The following is a 221-nucleotide window of genomic DNA, read 5'->3' as shown; positions in this document are numbered from 1 at the left end:
CCTTCGGTGCAGTTGTAGGTGGTGATGTGATACTTAATAATCATTGCTTCTAGGATTTGTTTAAAAAATATCCAAACTTCATGAGTTTTAATTTCTTTTTTCCCACCATAAGCCTCGGTTAAAATATGTTTATACATTTGACTTTCATAATTAGCTGAATTTTGATAATCATCAGGATGAGAATTGCCATTTTCAGCATAAGCTAAATCCTGTCCTATAAA

At 31.7% G+C, this 221-nt stretch carries 1 pseudogene; it reads right to left on the bottom strand.

Going from position 1 to position 221, the window contains the following annotated elements:
* Positions 1 to 221 (bottom strand): annotated as a pseudogene (locus CCO88_RS10030) (motility associated factor glycosyltransferase family protein); the annotation flags it as partial.

Origin of the sequence: Campylobacter coli LMG 9860 (assembly GCF_000254135.1) — a bacterium.
In the GTDB taxonomy this organism is placed as follows: Bacteria; Campylobacterota; Campylobacteria; order Campylobacterales; family Campylobacteraceae; genus Campylobacter_D; species Campylobacter_D coli.
Note: the sequence above shows the minus strand (reverse complement) of the source record. Positions and strands in the feature narration are given on the sequence as shown.